Source organism: Spirillospora sp. NPDC046719, assembly GCF_040645715.1.
In the GTDB taxonomy this organism is placed as follows: Bacteria; Actinomycetota; Actinomycetes; order Streptosporangiales; family Streptosporangiaceae; genus Spirillospora.
In genome coordinates this window covers 1-5,423 of record NZ_JBEYYT010000541.1, presented here as the reverse complement: position 1 = coordinate 5,423, position 5,423 = coordinate 1, and the positions used below count along the sequence as shown (strand labels likewise).

The 5,423-nt window shown below is 74.8% G+C and carries 4 protein-coding genes; all 4 read left to right on the top strand.

What is annotated here, in order from left to right:
* Positions 1-97: 97 nt before the first annotated feature.
* Positions 98-1,204, top strand: coding sequence for a barbiturase (gene bar / locus ABZ914_RS45440; protein ID WP_433237934.1), 1,107 nt, complete (start codon positions 98-100; stop codon positions 1,202-1,204).
* A gap of 92 nt (positions 1,205-1,296) precedes the next feature.
* On the top strand, positions 1,297-1,995 hold the full coding sequence (locus tag ABZ914_RS45435; protein ID WP_500200890.1) for an SseB family protein: 699 nt from the start codon (positions 1,297-1,299) through the stop codon (positions 1,993-1,995).
* Between the two features lie 52 nt (positions 1,996-2,047).
* Positions 2,048-2,803 carry a phytanoyl-CoA dioxygenase family protein gene (locus tag ABZ914_RS45430; RefSeq protein ID WP_500200889.1) on the top strand — a complete coding sequence of 252 codons (756 nt, stop codon included), beginning with the start codon at positions 2,048-2,050 and terminating at the stop codon, positions 2,801-2,803.
* Positions 2,804-2,852: 49 nt separating this feature from the next.
* On the top strand, positions 2,853-5,423 hold a 2,571-nt coding region (gene glyS / locus ABZ914_RS45425), incomplete at its 3' end, for a glycine--tRNA ligase subunit beta (RefSeq protein WP_500200891.1).

Sequence of the window (5,423 nt, the reverse complement as noted above, 5' to 3'; positions counted from 1 at the left end):
CCCGGCTCGGCGCGGCGGCGCGCGGCCGGGCCGGGACGGTCGTGGAGGCGTGACCCGGGGTAGAGACCGATCAGCAGAGCAGCCGAGGAGCGACGACGTGCCCGATCCCATCGAAGTCCGCAAGATCCCCATCGAGAGCGTGACCGACGCGTCCGGGCTGGCCCGGCTGATCGACGACGGCGTGCTGGAGGCCGACCGCGTCCTCGCGGTGGTCGGCAAGACCGAGGGCAACGGCGGCGTGAACGACTACACGCGCCTGCTGGCCGACCGCGCGTTCCGGGAGGTGCTGGTCGCGAAGGGCACCCGCCCGGCGGACGAGGTGGCGCGCGTCCCGCTGGTGTGGTCGGGCGGCACCGACGGGGTGCTGAGCCCGCACGCCACCGTGTTCGCCACCGTCGACCCGGCGAAGGCGCCGCGCACGGACGAGCCGCGCGTGTCGGTCGGCGTCGCGATGAGCGAGGTCATCCTGCCCGAGGACATCGGCCGCCCGGCGATGGTGGAGACGGTCGCCGCCGGGGTCCGCGACGCGATGAAGACCGCCGGGATCGACGACCCCGCCGACGTCCACTACGTGCAGACCAAGACGCCGCTGCTCACCCTCGACACGATCAACGACGCCAAGCGGCGCGGCCGCGACGTCGTCACCGAGGACACCCTGAAGTCGATGGACATCTCCAACTCGACGACCGCGCTCGGCATCGCCGTCGCGCTCGGCGAGATCGAGACGCCGTCGGCCGAGCAGATCCACAAGGACCTGTCGCTGTTCTCGTCGGTGGCGTCGTGCTCGTCCGGCGTGGAGCTGGACCGGGCGCAGATCGTGGTGGTCGGGAACGTGCGCGGCATCGGCGGCCGGTACCGCGCCGGGCACGGTGTGATGAAGGACGCACTGGACGCCGACGGCGTCTGGGACGCGATCCGCTCGACCGGCCTGGAGCTGCCGGAGCGGCCCCGCACGGCCGACCTCGGGGACCGGCTGGTCAACGTGTTCATCAAGTGCGAGGCGGACCCGTCCGGATCGGTGCGGGGCCGCCGCAACATCATGCTGGACGACTCGGACGTGCACTGGCACCGGCAGATCAAGGCGTGCGTGGGCGGCGTCGCGGCGTCCGTCACGGGTGATCCGGCGGTGTTCGTGTCGGTCGCGGCGGTGCACCAGGGCCCGTCCGGCGGCGGCACCGTCGCCGCCATCGCCGACCTCGGCTGACGGGCGGCGCCGCCTGTCAGCCGCGGTGCCGGATACAGGGAGTATCCGGTTCGGTACCCATGGCGGTCACCGGAGGCTATAGCCTTCCTGCCGTGTCCGGACTGACCATTCCCGAACCCCAGTTCCCCGGGGACGACGGCAGCGCCGATCCCCGGCTGTGCGAGGCCCTCGCCGGATACGCGGCCGGGCGCGTCGGCCCGCACGCGGTGCTGCGGCGGCTGCAGAACACGCGGCTGCTCGTGCCGATCGTCGCCATCCTCACCGAGGAGGAGGACGTCGAACCCGGAGAGCTCCGCCGGGAGAAGTCGAGCGACATGGCGCTGCCCACGCTGATCGGCGACGACGGCCGGCGCGGCGTGCTCGGCTTCACCTGCATGGACACGATGAAGGCGTGGCGCGCCGACGCCCGCCCCGTCGCCGTCCGGGCCGGCGACGCCTGCCGCGCCGCCCTCGACGAGGGCGCGGACGCGCTGGTCGTGGACGTGGCGGGCCCCGTCCCCTTCGCGGTGGAGGGGCTGCGGCTGCACCTGCTCGCCGAGGGGCGGCCGATCCCGCCGCCGCACGAGGACCCCGACGTGCTCGCCGCCGTCGACGCGGCGTTCGGCTCCGACCCGGCCGTCACCGGCGTCCGGCTCACCGAGGGCACGTCCGCGGAGCTGGCCGTCCGGTTCGCGGTGGTGCCCGGGCACGACGAGCGCGTGACGGTGCAGCGGGTGTCGGACCGGCTCGCCGAGGTGCTGCGCGGCCGGATCGTCGGCGGCGTCGAGCTCAGCGTCGTCCGGCGGGGCTGACCGCCCGGAAAACCACTGGCGCCCGGCCGGGCGCCGTCGGCATCCTGGGCCGATGCACGAGATCGACCCCGACGCCTTCATCGCCGACGGCTTCGTCCGGGTGGCGGAGGCGTTCCCCCGGGACCTGGCCGCCGAGTGCCGCGCGATCCTCTGGCGCGACACCGGCTGCGATCCCGGCGACCGCTCGACCTGGACCAGGCCGGTGATCCGGCTCGGCGGGTACGGGCAGCCGCCGTTCCGGGCGGCCGCGAACACCCCCCGCCTGCACGCCGCGTACGACGCGCTCGCGGGGAAGGGCGCGTGGGAGGCGCCGGGCGGCCTCGGCACGTTCCCGATCCGGTTCCCGAGCGACGAGGCCCCCGGCGACGACGGCTGGCACATCGACGCGAGCTTCCCCGGCGACGACCCGGCCGACTTCATGGGGTACCGGGTGAACCTGGCCTCCAAGGGCCGGGCGCTGCTGATGCTGTTCCTGTTCTCGGACGTGGGTGAGGACGACGCCCCCACCCGCGTCCGCGTCGGCTCCCACCTCGACGTCCCGCCGCTCCTGGAGCCGGCGGGCGACGCGGGCGTCTCCTTCATGGACATCGCGCGCGAGGCCGTCCCCGCGTCCGAGCACCGTCCCGTCGCCCTGGCGACCGGACGCGCCGGCGACGTGTACCTGTGCCACCCGTTCCTCGTGCACGCCGCCCAGCCGCACCGCGGCACGCAGGTCAAGTTCATGGCCCAGCCGCCGCTGGCGCCGGCGGGGCCGCTCCCCGAGACGTCGCCGGTCCGCACGGCGATCCAACGAGGTCTCGGGCGCTGACGCATCTACGCTTGGCGCTCGACCCGTTGGGAGAAACACCGTGCTGACCATGCAGGACGCCCTCATCCGGCTCACCGCCCACTGGGCGGGGCACGGCTGCCTCGTCGGGCAGCCGATGAACACCGAGGTCGGGGCGGGCACGCTCAACCCGAACACCGCCCTGCGCGTCCTCGGCCCCGAGCCGTGGCGCGTCGCCTACGTCGAACCGAGCGTCCGCCCGGACGACTCCCGCTACGGCGACAACCCGAACCGGCTGCAGACCCACACCCAGTTCCAGGTGATCCTGAAGCCGGAGCCGGGCGACGCGCAGGAGTTGTACCTCGGCAGCCTCGCCGCGCTCGGCGTCGACCTGCGCGCCCACGACGTCCGGTTCGTCGAGGACGACTGGGCGTCGCCGGCGCTCGGCGCGTGGGGGCTCGGCTGGGAGGTGTGGCTGGACGGGCTGGAGATCACCCAGTTCACCTACTTCCAGCAGTCCGGCGGGATCGCGCTGGACCCCGTCTCGGTCGAGATCACCTACGGCATGGAGCGCATCCTGATGGCGCTGCAGGGCGTGTCCCACTTCAAGGACATCGCCTACGCGCCCGGAATCTCCTACGGGGAGGCGTTCGGGCAGGCCGAGTACGAGATGAGCCGCTACTACCTCGACGACGCCGACATCGCCGCGAACCGGGGGCTGTTCGAGACGTACGCGGCCGAGGCGCGCCGGATGCTGGACGCCCGGCTGCCCGTCCCCGCCCACTCCTGCGTGCTGAAGTGCTCGCACGCGTTCAACGTGCTGGACGCGCGCGGCGCGATCGGCACCGCCGAGCGGGCCCGCGCGTTCGCGCGGATGCGGGGCCTCGCCCACGAGGTCGCCGCCCTGTGGGTCGAGCGCCGCGCCGAACTCGGCCACCCGCTCGGCGACGCCACCGCTCCCCGGATCGCCCTGGAGAAGTCGGCCCTTCCCGAGATCGCCGCACCGGCCGCGTTCGCGCTGGAGATCGGCGTGGAGGAACTGCCGCCGGGCGAGGTGCGCCCCGCGGCGGAGGCCGTCGCGGAACGGCTGCGCGACGGGCTGGAGGAGGCGGGCCTGCTCACCGACGCCTCCGAGGTCGAGGCGTTCTCGACGCCCCGCCGCCTCATCGTCGTCGTCCGGGACGTGGAGCCGAGGTCCCCGGACACCGAGGAGGTCGTGAAGGGGCCGAGGATCGCCGCCGCCTACGACGCGTCCGGGGAGCCGACGCGGGCGCTGCTCGGGTTCGCGCGCGGGCAGGGCGTCGACGCCGCCGACGTCCGGAAGATCACCGTCGGCGGCAAGGAGTACGCGGCGCACGTCCGGAAGGTCGCCGGGAAGCCCGCCTCGCACGTCCTCTCCGGGCTGCTCCCCGAGATCGTCTCGGGGCTGCGCGCCGGCAAGAACATGCGCTGGAACCTCCCCGGCCTGTCGTTCGCGCGCCCCGTCCGGCGGGTGCTGGCCCTGCTGGGGCACCGGCAGATCGTGCTGGACGAGCTGAACCAGGGCAGGATGACCGACGTCCACCGCGCCGCCGAGCCCTCCCGCGTGCCGGTGCCGGACGCGCTGTCGCTGATCGGCGTCCTCCGCGAGCACGGCATCGAGCCCGACCCTGCGCGGCGCCGCGCCCGCATCGTCGAGGACGCGCGGGACCTCGCCGCCCGCCACGGCGGGACCGTCGACGTCGCCGCCGAGCAGGACCTCATCGAGGAGATCGTCGACCTGGTCGAGGAGCCCGTCGCGATCCTCGGGTCGTTCGACGCGGCCTACCTCGACCTGCCCGAGGCGGTCCTCACCACGGTCATGCGCAAGCACCAGCGGTACCTGCCGGTGCGCGGGAAGTCCGGCGGGCTGCTGCCGCACTTCGTCACCGTCGCCAACGGCGAGTGCGACCGCGACGTGGTCCGCGCCGGGAACGAGGCCGTCGTCCGCGCCCGCTACGAGGACGCCGCGTTCTTCTTCCGGCAGGACCTGCGCAGGACGCCGGACGAGATCAGGCGGGGCCTGGACCGGCTCACGTTCACCGAGCGGCTCGGCTCCATGGCCGACCGGTCGGCCCGCATCGCCGCGATCGCCGCCGGCGTCGCCGACCGCGCCGGCCTCGGCGGGGACGAGCGTACGGTCCTCGCCCGCGCCGCCGCGCTCGCCAAGTTCGACCTGGCCTCGTCCATGGTGATCGAGCTGCCGGGCCTCGCCGGGACGATGGCCCGCGAGTACGCCCGGCGCGCCGGGGAGGACGCCGCCGTCGCGGACGCCCTCTATGAGATGGAACTGCCGCGCTCGGCGGGCGACGCGCTCCCCGCGACGGCCGCGGGCGCCGTCCTCGCCGCCGCCGACCGGCTCGACCTGCTCGCCGGGCTGTTCGCCGCGGGCGCCGCGCCGACCGGCGGGTCCGACCCGTTCGGGCTGCGCCGCGCCGCGCTCGGGCTGACCGCGATCCTGCGGGCCGTCCCGCGGCTGGCGCCGCTCACGGTCGGCGAGGGGCTGGCGATCGCCGCGCGGCACCAGCCCGTCGAGGTGCCGCCGGACGCGCTCGCCGAGGCGGAGCGGTTCACCGCGCGGCGGCTGGAGCAGAGCCTGCTGGACGAGGGGCTGCCGATCCCGGTCGTGCGGGCCGTCCGGCCG